Annotated in this window: 16 protein-coding genes; 12 read left to right on the forward strand and 4 right to left on the reverse strand. The window is 72.3% G+C overall.

Annotated features, from left to right (window positions below; translation table 11 throughout):
* Positions 1 to 11: 11 nt before the first annotated feature.
* Positions 12 to 845: a TspO-related membrane protein gene (locus tag PIJ49_RS00005; protein ID WP_271825041.1), complete on the reverse strand. Its 834-nt coding sequence runs from the start codon at positions 843 to 845 to the stop codon at positions 12 to 14.
* A 99-nt stretch (positions 846 to 944) separates the two neighbouring features.
* On the opposite strand from PIJ49_RS00005, the gene PIJ49_RS00010 reads away from it, so the two are divergent.
* From PIJ49_RS00010 to sufU, 6 genes are all read left to right on the forward strand, one after another.
* A complete protein-coding gene (locus PIJ49_RS00010; RefSeq protein WP_251154555.1) occupies positions 945 to 1,928 on the forward strand; it encodes a magnesium and cobalt transport protein CorA in 984 nt (327 codons plus the stop codon).
* A gap of 136 nt (positions 1,929 to 2,064) precedes the next feature.
* The gene (locus PIJ49_RS00015) at positions 2,065 to 4,185 is read left to right on the forward strand and encodes an alpha-galactosidase (protein ID WP_271825045.1); all 2,121 of its coding nucleotides are present in this window, start codon (positions 2,065 to 2,067) and stop codon (positions 4,183 to 4,185) included.
* A gap of 121 nt (positions 4,186 to 4,306) precedes the next feature.
* Positions 4,307 to 5,602, forward strand: coding sequence for a chloride channel protein (locus tag PIJ49_RS00020; RefSeq protein ID WP_271825047.1), 1,296 nt, complete (start codon positions 4,307 to 4,309; stop codon positions 5,600 to 5,602).
* 168 nt (positions 5,603 to 5,770) lie between these two features.
* Complete coding sequence (locus PIJ49_RS00025; RefSeq protein ID WP_066655469.1) at positions 5,771 to 5,983, forward strand: antitoxin; 213 nt, start codon at positions 5,771 to 5,773, stop codon at positions 5,981 to 5,983.
* 98 nt (positions 5,984 to 6,081) lie between these two features.
* On the forward strand, positions 6,082 to 7,377 hold the full coding sequence (locus tag PIJ49_RS00030) for an aminotransferase class V-fold PLP-dependent enzyme (protein WP_271825350.1): 1,296 nt from the start codon (positions 6,082 to 6,084) through the stop codon (positions 7,375 to 7,377).
* The gene (gene sufU, locus PIJ49_RS00035) at positions 7,374 to 7,820 is read left to right on the forward strand and encodes a Fe-S cluster assembly sulfur transfer protein SufU (protein WP_271825051.1); all 447 of its coding nucleotides are present in this window, start codon (positions 7,374 to 7,376) and stop codon (positions 7,818 to 7,820) included. Before PIJ49_RS00030 ends, sufU begins: the two co-directional genes overlap by 4 nt.
* Before the next feature lie 10 nt (positions 7,821 to 7,830).
* On the opposite strand, the gene PIJ49_RS00040 is transcribed toward sufU, so the two are convergent.
* Positions 7,831 to 8,319 (reverse strand): SRPBCC family protein, encoded by a 489-nt coding sequence (locus tag PIJ49_RS00040; RefSeq protein WP_209684973.1) that lies wholly within the window; start codon positions 8,317 to 8,319, stop codon positions 7,831 to 7,833.
* Positions 8,320 to 8,432: 113 nt separating this feature from the next.
* On the opposite strand from PIJ49_RS00040, the gene PIJ49_RS00045 reads away from it, so the two are divergent.
* From PIJ49_RS00045 to PIJ49_RS00055, 3 genes are all read left to right on the forward strand, one after another.
* The gene (locus tag PIJ49_RS00045; protein ID WP_268746752.1) at positions 8,433 to 9,833 is read left to right on the forward strand and encodes an LLM class flavin-dependent oxidoreductase; all 1,401 of its coding nucleotides are present in this window, start codon (positions 8,433 to 8,435) and stop codon (positions 9,831 to 9,833) included.
* 61 nt (positions 9,834 to 9,894) lie between these two features.
* Entirely contained in the window at positions 9,895 to 10,389 is a 495-nt protein-coding gene (locus tag PIJ49_RS00050) for a GNAT family N-acetyltransferase (protein WP_066655463.1), read from the forward strand.
* 87 nt (positions 10,390 to 10,476) lie between these two features.
* On the forward strand, positions 10,477 to 11,199 hold the full coding sequence (locus tag PIJ49_RS00055; protein WP_271825054.1) for a VIT1/CCC1 transporter family protein: 723 nt from the start codon (positions 10,477 to 10,479) through the stop codon (positions 11,197 to 11,199).
* 99 nt (positions 11,200 to 11,298) lie between these two features.
* Here PIJ49_RS00055 and PIJ49_RS00060 read toward each other — a convergent pair whose 3' ends face one another.
* Positions 11,299 to 11,754 (reverse strand): VOC family protein, encoded by a 456-nt coding sequence (locus PIJ49_RS00060; RefSeq protein WP_271825055.1) that lies wholly within the window; start codon positions 11,752 to 11,754, stop codon positions 11,299 to 11,301.
* A gap of 140 nt (positions 11,755 to 11,894) precedes the next feature.
* On the opposite strand from PIJ49_RS00060, the gene PIJ49_RS00065 reads away from it, so the two are divergent.
* The 3 genes from PIJ49_RS00065 (at position 11,895) to PIJ49_RS00075 (ending at position 13,320) form a co-directional block, all read left to right on the forward strand.
* Positions 11,895 to 12,041 carry a hypothetical protein gene (locus PIJ49_RS00065; RefSeq protein ID WP_251159630.1) on the forward strand — a complete coding sequence of 49 codons (147 nt, stop codon included), beginning with the start codon at positions 11,895 to 11,897 and terminating at the stop codon, positions 12,039 to 12,041.
* Positions 12,042 to 12,175: 134 nt separating this feature from the next.
* Entirely contained in the window at positions 12,176 to 12,766 is a 591-nt protein-coding gene (locus tag PIJ49_RS00070) for a VOC family protein (RefSeq protein ID WP_251159629.1), read from the forward strand.
* A 20-nt stretch (positions 12,767 to 12,786) separates the two neighbouring features.
* A complete protein-coding gene (locus PIJ49_RS00075; RefSeq protein ID WP_271825056.1) occupies positions 12,787 to 13,320 on the forward strand; it encodes a GNAT family N-acetyltransferase in 534 nt (177 codons plus the stop codon).
* 23 nt (positions 13,321 to 13,343) lie between these two features.
* On the opposite strand, the gene PIJ49_RS00080 is transcribed toward PIJ49_RS00075, so the two are convergent.
* The gene (locus PIJ49_RS00080) at positions 13,344 to 13,823 is read right to left on the reverse strand and encodes a hypothetical protein (RefSeq protein ID WP_271825057.1); all 480 of its coding nucleotides are present in this window, start codon (positions 13,821 to 13,823) and stop codon (positions 13,344 to 13,346) included.
* Between the last annotated feature and the right edge of the window lie 10 nt (positions 13,824 to 13,833).

Below are 13,833 nucleotides of genomic sequence, written 5' to 3' on the forward strand. Positions count from 1 at the left end.
TAAGACACTGGCTACGCCGCGCCCCGGGCCGCGGCGCGCGCCCCGCGCGAGCGCGCGGCCCAGCCGACCCGGGCGCGCACCACGAGGGTGACCACGACCGCAACGGCGATCGCCACGACGGCCGTGACCGCCGTCGGCACGGACACGAGCGGCCCGTCGAGCCGCCCGACCGCGACCCACGCGAGACCCCAGGACAGCGCCGCGGTCGGTGCGAGTCGTCCGCCGCCCCAGATCGCCAGGAGCACCCCGACGAGCCCGGCGACCGCGGCGACGAGCACGCCCCAGGCGTCCTGCCCGAGTCCGAAGCCCCGGAAGCCCGCGGCCGTCAGCACCGCAGCGGTGTTGGCCGCGGTCGCGACGCAGACCCACCCGAGGTAGAGCCCGAACGTCCCGTCGGTCACGATCGCCTCGACGGCACCCGAGGGACGCGTCCGCCGCAGCACCGCGAACGCCCAGACCAGGACGCCGAGCAGCGTGACGATGATCGGCTCGCTCGCCCACAGGAACCCGAACTGCACGGACAGGATCCACGCCGCGTTGAGCAGCAGCGACAGCACCGCGGGGACGAACAGGCGCTCGTGGCGCTCGTCGTCGGCGGTGCGGAAGAACTGCCGCACCGTGTAGGCGATCAACCCGACGTAGACGACGCTCCAGATCGAGAACGCGGGGCCGGCCGGTGCGATCGCGGTCGACGACGCCGAGAGTGCACCGCCGGCCGCTTCGGCGATGGGGGTCCCGCCCGCTGCGCCCGAGCCGACGAAGGCGCCGACCACTGCCACCACAGCGCTCACGGCGACCGCGATGCGCTTCCAGATCTTCTTCATGTCCGCTCCGTTCGTCAGCATGCTGATGACCCGTACGGTAGGCCCGTGCCGTCGCGTCGGACGCAGCCGACGTCCAGGTGGCCGGGGGACGGGCCGACGGGCGGTGCGTACGGTGGCATCGTGACCGTCGAGCTCAACACCGTCTACGTCGACCGCATCGCCCCCATCGCCTGCCCGTCGCTCGACGACACCTTCCGGATGATCGGCGAGCAGGGCGCCAGCGCGTGCATCGTGCTGCACCGCCCCGACGCCGAGGAGCTCGGGGACGTCGCGGTCGCCCTCGGGCTGCACGAGCTCGCGGTCGAGGACGCCGCCGAGGGGCACCAGCGCCCGAAGCTCGAACGCTACGGCTCGACGCTCTTCACGGTGCTGAAGCCGGCGGTGTACCACGACGGCCCGGAGGAGGTGGAGTTCGGCGAGGTGCACGCCTTCGTCGGGCAGGACTTCTTCCTGGCGGTCGTCCCGGCGGACCCCCGTGGCGCGCAGGCCGTCCCGCACGCGCTCCGACGGCTCAGCGGCAAGCCGGCCCTCGTGACGGCGGGACCGCAGGCGCAGCTCTGGGCGCTCATGGACTCGATCGTCGACGGCTACGCACCGGTGATCGACGGCCTGGAGGAGGACATCAACCAGATCGAGGACCAGCTGTTCTCCGGGGTGGCGGGGGTGTCGAGGCGCATCTACGAGCTGTTCGGCGAGGTCGTCGACTTCCAACGCGCGGCCCGTCCGCTCATCGGCATCATCGAGAACCTGCACCGCGGCGCGGAGAAGTACCACCTGCCGGTGGAGCTGCAGCGCCGCTTCCGCGACGTCCTGGACCACGTCATCCGCACGGTCGAGCGACTCGACACCTTCCGACAGCTGCTGCAGAACGCGCTGACGGTCGACTCGACCCTCGCCGCGCAGAAGCAGAACGACGACACGAAGCGCATCTCGGGCTGGGCGGCGATCCTGTTCGCGCCGACGCTCATCGCGGCGATCTACGGGATGAACTTCACGCACATGCCCGAACTGTCGTGGACGTGGGGGTACCCGCTGTCGATCGTCGCGATGGTCGCCTTCGCCGCGATCCTGTTCGTCGTCTTCAAGGTGAAGCGCTGGTTCTGACGACCCACCGTCCCGGACGGCCCGGCCCCGCCGGTTCCGCGGACCCTCGCGCGTCGTGTTGCGCAGCACGCGCCGCGCCAGCCAGGCTCGTCGTGCCCACGACGCACAGGCGTCGACGACGCCGACCGGAGCAACGATGCCCACCACCACGAACGACCTCGTCCACCTGACCGCCGGTGGGGTGTCCGTCGTGCTCGACTGCCGCGACGGCGCGCTGCCCGCCGTCGTGCACTGGGGCGCTGCCCTCGGGCCGCTCGCCCACGACGAGCTCGTCGCCCTCGCGGACGCCGACGTGGCCCCGGTCGCGAACAACGAGGCCGACGTGCCCGTCCGCCTCGCACTGCTGCCGGAGCCCCACCGCGGGTGGACCGGTCGCCCCGGGCTCTCCGGCCACCGTGGTGGTCGCGACTGGTCACCGGCCTTCACCGTCACGGCGATCGACGTCGACGACACCCACGTGACCGCCGAGGCCGAGGACACCACCGCGGGCCTCGCCGTCCGCGTGACGCTCGAGCTGCTCGTGTCCGGCCTGGTGCGCGCCCGCGCCGCCGTCACGAACACCGCCGTCGGCACCTACACGGTGGACGACCTGACCGTGGCGCTGCCCGTGCCCTCCCGCGCCCGCGAGGTCCTCGACTTCGCCGGCCGCTGGGGCAAGGAGCGCACCCCGCAGCGTCGCGAGCTCGTCGTCGGCACGCACGAGCGCGACAGCCGCAAGGGTCGCACCGGAGCGGACGCCGCGACCGTGCTCAGCGTGGGGGAGCCCGGGTTCGGGTTCGCCCGCGGTGAGGTCTGGGGCGTGCACACCGCGTGGAGCGGGAACCACCGTCACTTCGCCGAGCGGCTCGCGACCGGGCGCCAGGTGGCCGGTGGCGGCGAGCTCCTGCTCCCCGGCGAGGTCCGGTTGGACACCGGCGAGACCTACGAGGGCCCCTGGGTGTACGGCGCGTGGGGTGACGGCCTCGACGACCAGGCCCGCCGGTTCCACCACTGGCTCCGCAGCCGCCCGCAGCACCCGTCGACCCCGCGGCCGGTGACGATCAACGTCTGGGAGGCGGTCTACTTCGACCACGACCTCGCCCGCCTCACCGACCTCGCCGAGCGGGCCGCCCGGCTCGGCGTCGAGCGGTACGTGCTCGACGACGGCTGGTTCCGCGGTCGCCGTGACGACCACGCCGGTCTCGGTGACTGGTACGTCGACGAGGACGTCTGGCCGGACGGCCTCGGTCCGATCGTCGACCGTGTCCGTGCCCTCGGCATGGAGTTCGGGCTGTGGTTCGAGCCCGAGATGGTGAACGAGGACAGCGACCTCGCCCGGGCGCACCCGGAGTGGATCATGCAGGCGGACGGCCGGTTGCCCGTCCGCTCGCGCGACCAGCAGGTGCTCAACCTCGCGATCCCGGACGCGTACGCGTACGTGCTCGAGCGGATGACCGCGATCATCGGCGAGTACGGCGTCGACTACGTCAAGTGGGACCACAACCGCGACCTGGTCGAGGCCGGGCACCCGGGCGGCGGGGCAGCCGTGCACGAGCAGACCCTCGCCACCTACCGCCTGATGGCGACGCTCAAGGAACGCTTCCCGGGGCTCGAGATCGAGTCGTGCTCGTCCGGCGGTGCGCGTGTCGACCTCGCGGTGATCGAGCACACCGACCGCGTGTGGGTGTCCGACGACATCGACCCCTTCGAGCGCCAGCAGATGCACCGCTGGACGCAGCAGCTGCTGCCGCCGGAGCTCCTCGGCGCGCACGTCGCCAGCGGGGTGAACCACACGACGGGCCGCTTCCACGACGTGTCCTTCCGTGCGGGCACCGCGCTGATCGGGCACTTCGGCATCGAGTGGGACCTCGCGCAGGCCACCGCGGACGAGGAGCGCACCCTCGCGTCGTGGATCGCGCTGCACAAGGAGTGGCGCGCACTCCTGCACGGCGGCCTGCTCGTCCGCGTCGACGAGGTCGACCCCACGCGCCTGGTCTACGGCGTGGTCGCCGAGGACCGCCGCCAGGCCGTGTTCTTCGTCGCGAGCACGGGCCGGTCCGAGGTGTCGGGCATCGGGCGCGTGGTCCTCCGTGACCTCGACCCGGACACGCGGTACCGCGTCGACCCGGTCCTGGTCGGTGAGGACCACGAGGTCCGGGCGCCCGACTGGTGGGCCGGCGACCGCGTCTTCAGCGGCCGCGTGCTCGAGCAGGTCGGCCTGCAGCCGCCGCTCCTGCCGGCCGACCGGGTGGTCCCCTTCCGCGTGACGGCCGTCTGACCGCGACGCGACCAGCAGCCGGACGGGAGGCCCGTGGCGGCCCCGCCACGGGCCTCCCGTCCGTCCACGGGTGCCGTCGGCCGTCCGTGGGCCGGTCCCGATCGCCGCTAGGCTTCCGGTCATGCCGCAGACCGGGAACGCGACACGCACGACCACGCCGGTCTGGGCCCTCAAGCTCGCCGTGATCACCGGGCTCGTCGGCATCGCCGGCGGCGTCGCGGGCATCTCGGTGTGGCTCGCCCTGCAGGCCATCCAGTTCGTTGCCTTCGGGTACCCGTTCGGCGGGCACCGCGAAGCGGCCGATGCGCCCTCCGGGCTCAACCGCTTCCTCGCGCTCGCCGCGGCCGGCGTGCTCACGGGCGTCGCGTGGTGGGCGCTCCGGCGGTGGGCGAAGCCCGTGGTGTCGGTGACCGGCGCGGTCGACGGCAAGCGGATGCCGGCGCTCGCCACGGTCGCGAACGCCGCGGTGCAGATCCTGGCCGTCGGGCTCGGCGCCTCCATCGGCAAGGAGGTCGCGCCCCGCGAGATCGGTGCCTGGCTGTCCCAGCTCGTCACCGCTCGTGCCGGCCTGACGGGGCGCGAGACGCGCATCCTCGTCGCCTGCGGTGCTGCTGCCGGCCTGGCGGCGGTGTACGACGTGCCGCTCGGAGGCGCGCTCTTCGCGGTCGAGGTGCTGCTCGGTGAACTCACGTTCGCGACCGCACTGCCGGCCTTCGCGACGAGCGCGATCGCCGCGTTCACCGCACGGCTCGTGATCCCGGACGAGGTGCTCTACGACGTGCCCGCGATGCACCTGTCGCCGTCGCTGCTGGTCTGGGCGGTCGTCGTCGGGCCGCTGCTCGGGTTCGCGGGAGTCGGCTTCGTGAAGCTCACGAACCGGCTGCAGGCCACGGCGCCGAAGGGGTGGCACCTGCTCGTCGTGCTGCCCGTCGTCTTCGCGATGGTCGGGCTCATCGCCGTGCCGTTCCCGGAGATCCTCGGCAACGGGCGCGCGCTCGGCCTCGTCGCGATGAACGCCACGACCGAGGCGCCGACGTTCGCCGGGCTGTCGCCGATCGTGTTCCTGCTCCTCCTCGGCATCATCCGAACGATCACGACCTCGGCGACCATCGGTGCCGGTGCGGTCGGTGGCACGCTGACGCCCTCGATCGCCGTCGGCTCCGCGGTGGGCGCCGCACTCGGCGGCCTGTGGGTGCTGCTCTGGCCCGCTGACGGCTCGAGCCTGGCGGCGTTCGCGTTCGTCGGCGCGGCGGCCTTGCTGGCGACCACGATGCGGGCGCCGTTCACCGCGCTCGTGCTCGTCGTCGAGTTCACGCAGGAGGGCACGGACATCCTCATCCCGTCGCTCCTGGCGATCACGGGCTCGGTCGCGGTCTCCTACCTGCTCGCGCGGCGACGCAGCGCGCAGATGGTCTGAGTCGTCCGTCCGGACCGGGTCGGGCCGGCCGCGACTCCGGGCCGGCCGCGACCCGGACAGGCGCCGGAGCCGCGACACCGGGCCGGTCACCCGGACAGGCGCCGGGGCCGCGCCTACCATCGGCGGCAGGTCGGGGCGACGGGCCCCGCACGAGGTGAGGAGCCGTCCATGGCGGGGTTCGACGACATCACGAAGAAGGCTCAGGAGCTCCTGAAGGACGGCAAGGTCCAGGACGCCCTGAAGAGCGAGAAGGCCGAGGACGTCAGCGACAAGGTCCTGGGCGGTGTGGCCGACGCGGTGAAGAAGGCCACGGGCGGCAAGTACGACGACAAGATCGACGCCGCACGCGAGCAGGCCGACAAGCGCATCGGCAACGAGTAGCGGCCGGCCTGCCTGCGTCCCGCCGCCGTTCCGGCTCCTTGTCCGCTGCAGGCGATTGGACGCACGGGGCGGGACCGACCACGATTGACCGCGTGACCGTGCTCGCCCCGAACCAGCCGCTGACCGAGTCCGAGGTCGCCGCGATCAAGCGGGACTTCCCGATCCTCCAGCAGGAGGTGAACGGGCAGTCGCTCGCGTACCTCGACTCCGGCGCGACGGCCGAGCGGCCGCGGCAGGTGCTCGACGCCGAGCGACGGTTCCTGGAGCACGACAACGCGGCCGTCCACCGCGGTGCGCACACGCTCGCGGCCCTGAGCACCGACGCCTACGAGGACGCACGGGCCACGGTCGCCGGCTTCGTCGGGGCGTCGTCGCCGTCCGAGGTCGTCTGGACGGCGAACGCCACCGACGCGCTGAACCTCGTGGCGTACGGCATCGCCAACGCCAGCCGCGGACGCGGGGGAGCGGCGGCGGAGCGCTTCCGCATCGGTCCCGGCGACGAGGTCCTGGTCACCGAGGCCGAGCACCACGCCAACCTCGTGCCGTGGCAGGAGCTCGCCGCGCTCACCGGTGCGACCCTGCGCTGGGTCCCGGTGGCCGACGACGGCACCTGGACCGCCGAGGACGCGGTCTCCCGGATCACCGAGCACACGAGGATCGTGGCGTTCGCGCACGTCTCGAACGTCACCGGCATGGTCGCGCCCGTCGCCGCGGTGGTGGCAGCGGCCCGCGCGCACGGCGCCCTCGTCGTCCTCGACGCGTGCCAGTCCGCGCCGCACCGGCCCCTCGACGTGCAGGAGCTCGGCGTCGACTTCGCCGCGTTCTCCGGGCACAAGATGCTCGGGCCGAACGGCATCGGCGTCCTGTGGGGTCGCGGGGAACTCCTCGACGCCCTACCGCCGTTCCGCACCGGTGGGTCGATGATCACGACCGTGACGATGGAGTCGTCGGAGTACATGCAGGCGCCCGAGCGCTTCGAGGCCGGGACGCAGCCGGTGTCCCAGGCCGTCGCACTCGCCGAGGCGGTCCGCTACCTGCAGGGCATCGGCATGGAACGCGTCCGCGCCCACGAGGAGCACCTCGCCCGCCGGATGCTCGACGGTCTGGCGGCGGTGCCGGGCATCCGGGTCGTCGGCCCGCCCGCCGGGGTGCCGCGCTCCGGACTCGTGTCCTTCGACGTCGACGGGGTGCACGCCCACGACGTCTCGCAGTACCTCGACGCGCAGGGCATCGCGGTCCGGTCCGGGCACCACTGTGCCCAGCCGCTGCACCGTCGGCTCGGACTCGTCGCGACCAGCCGGGCGAGCACCTACGTGTACACGACCGAGCAGGACGTCGATCGCTTCCTGACCGCCGTCGGCGAGGTCCGCGGGTACTTCGGAGCGGCCTCGTGAACGGCCTCGACTCCCTCTACCAGCAGGTCATCCTCGACCACGCGAAAGCGCGGCACGGCGACGGCGTGCTCGACGGCGCCGACGCGTCGCACTTCGAACGGAACCCCACCTGCGGCGATGAGATCACCGTCAGCGTGCGGCTCGAGCCCGGGTCGGACAGCATCGCGGCCATCGGCTGGCAGGGCGACGGGTGCTCGATCTCGATGGCCTCGGCGTCGGTGCTGACCGACATGGCCGTCGGCCGGACCGTCCCGGAGCTGCTCGAGCTCACCGAGTCCTTCCGCACGATGATGCGGTCGCGCGGGGCCGGGGAGCCCGACGAGGACGTCCTCGAGGACCTCGTCGCCTTCCACGGCGTCTCGAAGTTCGTCATGCGGGTGAAGTGCGGGATGCTCGCCTGGGTGGCTGCCGAGGCTGCCGTCCGCGAGGCCACCGCGGTCTGAACCGGTCCGGTCAGCTCCCAGGAGCGGCACCGACGTGTGCGAGCACGACCGGGTCGCTGCACCCCCGGGCGAACCCGGCGATCCGTCGGTCGATGTCGCGTTGCAGGACGAACGCGCCGATGCGCTCGGCCAGCGGTGCGAGCCAGGCGGGTCGGCACGTGAAGTTGTAGCGCCACACCGCCAGCGTGCGGCCCGGCTCGCCCTCCACCGGCGTGAAGCGCCACCCACCGCCCATCTTCTCGAAGAACCACGAGCCCTTCGTCATCTTCATGCCGACGTTCGAGGGCGGGTTGTACGAGACGTACTCGCTCTCCATCCGCAGGCCCGAGCGCTGCACCGTGAAGGTCCGGACGCCCTTCGCCGGCGCGTCGGCGCCGATGAGGTGCTGTCGACGGATGAAGGGGTCCCAGCGCTTCCGGACCGGTCCCTGCACCTGCGACACGGCGAAGGCGACCTCGACGGGGACGGGGACGACGCAGCGGGACTCGACGACGGGCACGCCGCCATGCTGCCACGCGAGATCGACTCAGGTCTGCGGCGCCGTGCGTCGGGCGGGCGTCACACGGCGTCACCTCACGTGACGCGTCGGGCTGCTGGACGTAGCTTCGCCGCGTGACCTCGACGAACGAGACCCGGCAGATCCGCTTCAACGCGTTCGACATGAACTGCGTCGCGCACCAGTCCTCGGGGCTGTGGCGCCACCCCCGCGACCGTTCGCGGCACTACAACGACCTGTCGTACTGGACGGACCTGGCGCAGCTGCTCGAGCGCGGGCGCTTCGACGGCATCTTCATCGCCGACGTCCTCGGCACCTACGACGTGTACGGCGGGACGAACGAGGCCGCGCTCCGCACCGGTTCGCAGGTTCCGGTGAACGACCCGATCCTGCTCGTCTCCGCGATGGCCGCCGTCACGGAGCACCTGGGCTTCGGCATCACCGCGGGCACTGCCTACGAGCACCCGTACCCGTTCGCCCGGCGTATCTCGACGCTCGACCACCTGACGAAGGGCCGCATCGGCTGGAACGTCGTCACCGGGTACCTGCCGAGCGCCGCGCGCAACATGGGGCAGACCGACCAGCTCTCCCACGACGACCGCTACGACGTCGCCGACGAGTACCTCGAGGTGCTCTACAAGCTGTGGGAGGGCTCGTGGGAGGACGACGCCGTCGTCGAGGACCGCGAGACCGGTGTCTTCACCGACCCGTCGAAGGTGCACCCGATCGAGCACCACGGCACGCACTTCGACGTGCCCGGCATCCACCTGACCGAGCCCTCGGTCCAGCGGAGCCCCGTGGTCTACCAGGCGGGCGCCTCGCCCCGCGGCATCCGCTTCGCCGCCGAGAACGCCGAGGCGGTCTTCGTCGGCGCGCCGACCATCCCGCAGCTCGCCGCGACCGTCGGCAGGATCCGTGACGCCCTGGAGGCCGCTGGTCGCGACCGCTACGCCGCCCGCGTCTACACGCTGCTCACCGTCATCACCGACGAGACCGACGAGGCAGCCCAGGCCAAGTACCGCGACTACCGGTCGTACGCGTCGGCCGAGGGCGCGCTCGTGCTCAACTCCGGCTGGATGGGCGTCGACCTGTCGCAGTACGACCTGGACGAGCCGCTCGGCAACATCGAGTCGAACGCGATCCAGTCGGCGGCGGCGAACCTGTCCGCGGCGACGGGGGAGGACGGGTCGAACTGGACGGTCCGGGACATCGCGGAGCACACGGCGATCGGCGGCCTCGGTCCGGTCGCCGTCGGCTCCGGGGCGACGATCGCCCAGCAGCTGATCGACATCCAGGAGCAGACCGACGTGGACGGGTTCAACCTGGCGTACGCGGTGACCCCCGGCACGTGGGAGGACGTCATCGAGTTCGTCGTGCCCGAGCTCCGCGCGCGCGGTGCCTACCCGGACGAGTACGTCGAGGGGTCGCTCCGTCACAAGCTGCACGGCCGCGGCGACCGGCTGCCGGAGGAGCACCGCGGAGCCCGGTACCGGGTCGGCTCGCGGGCGACCGTCTGACCGATCGCGCGGCGGGCTCAGACCTGACCGCCGGTCGGGGCGTGCGACGTATGGTGGTCGGGTGATCGGGTCGTCCTTCGTCGTGCGCACCGCGGACGACGAAGCGACCGCGGCCGCGTGCATCGCGCTCTGGGTCGCCGCCGTCGCGGACCGGGACGGGGTGCCGGCCTCCGACGCCGTGCGCGCACGTGCGCACGAGAAGTTCGCCGCAGAGCGGGTGGCCCTGGTGGTCGCCGACGACGGCGGCGCCCCGCTCGGGTTCGCCCTCGTCACCGCACCCGGCACCGGCGGCGCGCCGAGCGACGGCGCGTACCTCAGCCTCCTCGCGGTCGCGCCGGCGGCACAGGGGCACGGACTCGGCCGTCGACTGCTCACCGCCGCGGTGGACGCCGCCGCAGCCGCCGGGCACGACCGGTGCGAGCTGCACGCGCTGGACGACAACGCACCCGCCCTCGCGCTCTACACGAGCGCGGGCTTCCGACCGGTCGGTGACCCGTTCCCGCACGCGCTGAACGGCCGTCCGACCCGGGTCTGGCAGGCGGCCTCCGTTCGGTGAGGTGAGGCTCACCTCACCACGAAAGCCCTGATCAGGCTTGCCTCACCTTGCTGGCGCGAACCGCTCCGGAGTGGTTCGATGGCCGTCATGTCGACCGCTTCGGACCTCTCGCTCCCCACCTCCGAGCACGACGACGCCACCAGCGCCGCGCGGCTCAACTGGCTCCGGGCCGGGCTGCTCGGCGCGAACGACGGCATCGTGTCCGTCGCGGCCGTGCTCGTCGGGGTCGCCGGAGCAGGCGCGGGCACGGGGCCGATCGTCGCCGCCGGCACCGCGGCGCTCGTCGGCGGGGCGATCTCGATGGCCCTCGGCGAGTACATCTCGGTGAGCGGTGCCCGCGACGCGCAGCGCACCGGGCAGGCCGCCGAGCAGGCGAAGCTCGAGGCCGACGCCGAGGACGCCCCGGCGCTCGCGGCGCACTACCGGTCGCTCGGGGTCGAGGAGGACGTCGCGGATGCCGTCGCGCGGGAGCTGACGCGGCCCGACGTCCGTCGTCGCCGCGCCGAAGCGGCCCTGCACGACGCCGAGGACGAGATCGTCAGCCCCTGGCGTGCCGCCTGGGTGTCGGCGGCGACCTTCACGGTCGGCGCACTGCTGCCGTTCCTCGCGATGCTGCTCGCGCCGGAACCCCTCCGTGTGCCGGTCACCGTGACCGCCTCGCTCGTCGCGCTCGCCCTGACCGGCACGACCGGTGCGGTGCTCGGCGGTGCCCGTCGGGGTCGCGCGGCGCTGCGGGTGGTCGTCGGCGGGGCGCTCGCGCTCTCGGCGACCTACGTGGCCGGGGCGCTGCTCGGGACGCACGCGCTCTGACCGGACGGGGACGGTCGCGTCTGCGATCGCGATCAGCGTCCACTCGCGTCAGGGCGATGCGCTCCCGGGACCGACCCGAGGCCGTCCCCGCTCGTGGCGTCAGGGAAGCTGCGGTGGGGCGATCAGTTCGAGGAAACCCCCGAGTGCACCCTCGAGGTAGATGATCCGTGTGCCGGTCCGGGCGCCACTGGTCATCTCGTGCGGTTCCCCGACGGGCCGCCAGCCGTGTGCTGCGCAGAGGTCGAGCACGCGGTCGAGGTCCGACACGGTCAGCGCGATGTGGACCGTGCCGGTGTGCGCGGGGGAGTCGGATGCTCGACCCGAGCGGGGAGGGTCGTACTGCAGCAGTTCGATCCGTTGGTCCCCGAGCGTGACCGTGCCTGCACGGATGGTGGATCCCTGGACACCGGTGGTCGCAGTCGTGGTCCGTGTGTCGAGCGTGAAGGTCCGTTCGAGCGCGAAGCCGAGACCGGAGCACCACAGCACCAGCGCGTCGTCGAGGTCGTCCACGGTGAGCCCGGCGTGCGCGACGTCCGAGACGAGTGGTGCTGTCATCCGATCAGTATCGCGCTCCACCGGACAGCTCGGCCCACGGGCACTGTCGTCGCGATCACGCCGAGCGAGCTACCGGAGCCGAGGGGCGCGGAACGACGACGTTCGTCGCACCGGGAGTACGTGGTCGAGGAGAGGGCGGGATGCTCCTCGCTGCCGTGGTCGAGGACCTCGGACCGCCCGGCCTGGAGCGCACGCTCCCGTCGACCCGAGACGCGCACGGTCTCTCCGCGCAGTTCGGCTTCGCACCGTCGGCTGACCCGTCCGAGCTCATGGTGCGCGTCTGGTGATCGATGGTCCAGGGCCACGGGTGTGGGGTGGACGCATGCAGATCGGAGAAGCCCTGTTGCCCACACGGTCCGCGTCGGTCGTTGCCGGGTTCTTCGACCGACTCGGGTGTGAGGTCGAGCGGGACGGTCCGAGCGTGACCGTGGCCATCGGCCTGAGCCGGCTGCGCTTCGTGGAGAGCGACTTCGAGGGCGCTCACCACCTCGCGTTCACCATCCCGACCGGGTCGTTCGACCTGGCCCGCCGGTGGCTCGGACAGCGCGTGCTGCTCCTGTCGGTCGACGATCGAACGGAGTTCGGAGGACCCCCGTCGTGGGACTCGCGGTCGATGTACTTCGACGGCCCTGATGACCAGGTACTGGAACTCATCGAACGTCGAGCCCTGCCTCCCCGAGAGGTGGAGTCCTTCGCCGCTGCCGATCTCGTGTGCGTGAGCGAGATCGGCGTGGCAGTCCCGGACGTCCTCGCCGCGGTCGCGACCCTGCGAGCAGCAGACCTCCAGCCCTACGGGAACGAGCCCACCAGCGAGTTCGCTGCCGTCGGAGACGTCGACGGTCTCCTCATCCTGGTCACCCCCGGCCGCGCGTGGTTCCCGACCAGCACGCGTCACGTCGCGGACACCGCCGTCACGGTGCGCACCTCCGTGCAGCAGGAGGTGACGCTCGGTGCTGGGAAACGCCTCCGGCCCGTGACTGCTGGTCTCGGCGGACGTCCGGTGACCGACTGAACAGCTGGAAGGATGCGAGCATGCCGTGGCCGCGCGCCGTCCCGCTCAGCGCAGACCGTCTCTGCCTCGAACCCCTGACCGTCGAACACGCCGACGTGATGGTGGACGTGCTCGCGCCGGTGGAGCTGTACCACTTCACCGGCGGCGGACCGCCGAGCCTGGAGGAACTCCGTGCGCGCTACACCCGTCAGGTCCGGGGTCGGTCCCAGGACGGCACCGCAGGGTGGCTGAACTGGATCATCCGCCCCCGCCAGGGCCGCGCGCCGATCGGGTTCGTGCAGGCGACCCTGCACCGGACCGCCCAGGTCACGACGGCGGACCTCGCCTGGCTCGTCACGCCGAGCGCGCAAGGGCACGGGTTCGCGACCGAATCCGCGGAGCGCGCAGCGACGTGGCTGCGCTCGGTCGACGTGCGGGAGCTCAGGGCGCGGATCCACCCGGAGCACGGAGCCTCAGCACGTGTCGCCCTGCGGATCGGGATGCACCCGACGAGCACCCGTTGCGACGGCGAGGTCCTCTGGCGGGAGCGACCACCAGCAAGCGATGAGTGCTGACGCGGGACTCGGTACCCGATCGGCTACTCGGACAGCAACGACCGGCGGCGTTCCGCTTCGTCGAGTCGCCAGCGGCCGATGGCAGCCGCGATCCCTGCGGGGACCGAGACGGCCAGTGGGTACTGCCAAGTGAGGTGGTCGTCCTCGAAGGCCAGCAGGAGCACCTGCATGCCGATCGCGGCGAGTGTTCCGCCGAGGACGGCATGTGCGCTCACACGGACGGCACGGCTCCGAGTGCGTCGGAGCGCGCGGCCGAGGAGCTGGGTGAACGGCAGCGCCACGGCAGCGCCGACGGCGGCGATCACGGCGAAGACGACGACGAAGACGACGACGAACAGGAGGGCGCTGGCGGCTCCGTCGAGCGAGACACCGCCCCGGATGGCGATGACGATGCAGGTGATGACCGAACCGGTCGGAGCGACAGCTCCAGCGAGCCAGATGTAGCTCGTCAGGACGAGCTTGTAGGTCGTCGCCCAGGTCCACGGTTCCACAGCAGCAACCATGCCGCATCGT

The sequence above is a fragment of the Curtobacterium uvaldense genome, from assembly GCF_028307415.1.
In the GTDB taxonomy this organism is placed as follows: Bacteria; Actinomycetota; Actinomycetes; order Actinomycetales; family Microbacteriaceae; genus Curtobacterium.

What these genes read in the sequence shown, in the direction of transcription:
- PIJ49_RS00005 (WP_271825041.1), bottom strand. Translation starts at nt 845, where the DNA reads ATGCTGACGAACGGAGCGGACATGAAGAAGATCTGGAAGCGCATCGCG.
- PIJ49_RS00015 (WP_271825045.1), top strand. Translation starts at nt 2,065, where the DNA reads ATGCCCACCACCACGAACGACCTCGTCCACCTGACCGCCGGTGGGGTG.
- PIJ49_RS00020 (WP_271825047.1), top strand. Translation starts at nt 4,307, where the DNA reads ATGCCGCAGACCGGGAACGCGACACGCACGACCACGCCGGTCTGGGCC.
- PIJ49_RS00025 (WP_066655469.1), top strand. Translation starts at nt 5,771, where the DNA reads ATGGCGGGGTTCGACGACATCACGAAGAAGGCTCAGGAGCTCCTGAAG.
- PIJ49_RS00055 (WP_271825054.1), top strand. Translation starts at nt 10,477, where the DNA reads ATGTCGACCGCTTCGGACCTCTCGCTCCCCACCTCCGAGCACGACGAC.
- PIJ49_RS00060 (WP_271825055.1), bottom strand. Translation starts at nt 11,754, where the DNA reads ATGACAGCACCACTCGTCTCGGACGTCGCGCACGCCGGGCTCACCGTG.
- PIJ49_RS00065 (WP_251159630.1), top strand. Translation starts at nt 11,895, where the DNA reads ATGCTCCTCGCTGCCGTGGTCGAGGACCTCGGACCGCCCGGCCTGGAG.
- PIJ49_RS00075 (WP_271825056.1), top strand. Translation starts at nt 12,787, where the DNA reads ATGCCGTGGCCGCGCGCCGTCCCGCTCAGCGCAGACCGTCTCTGCCTC.
- PIJ49_RS00080 (WP_271825057.1), bottom strand. Translation starts at nt 13,823, where the DNA reads ATGGTTGCTGCTGTGGAACCGTGGACCTGGGCGACGACCTACAAGCTC.